This is a genomic window from Oleiphilus sp. HI0080, assembly GCF_001635135.1.
Window position 1 is genome coordinate 1 of record NZ_LWFU01001249.1, and the last position, 344, is coordinate 344.

At 49.1% G+C, this 344-nt stretch carries 1 protein-coding gene; it reads left to right on the forward strand.

The genetic code is table 11. The features are described from left to right. Nucleotides 1-74: 74 nt before the first annotated feature. Nucleotides 75-344 (forward strand): hypothetical protein (locus tag A3751_RS21605; protein ID WP_231876959.1); only part of this gene is annotated, 270 nt, incomplete at its 3' end.

Below are 344 nucleotides of genomic sequence, written 5' to 3' on the forward strand. Positions count from 1 at the left end.
CCATGCTGGAACTGATCAAACAAGCGGCTGAAAAATACCAATAGCCGTTCCTAGGCAAGGAGTAGGTGACTAGAATGATCGATAAGGATTCAATTCATCACTCCTCATCCGCGAAAGCGGAGTCCTCACACCACGCCCCCTATCCTGCTGAACAGACCGCCCCGCTAATTGAAAACGTCTTCAGCGATGCTGAGTCGTACTTTAAAGCGCTCAAGCACTGCATGGAGCATGCGCGATTTCAAATCGACATGGAGGTGTATATTTACGAATCCAAGCACCTAGGCAAGCACGTTTCTGAGGCACTAAAGCACGCAGCTCAACGAGGTCTTACTGTAAGACTTCTC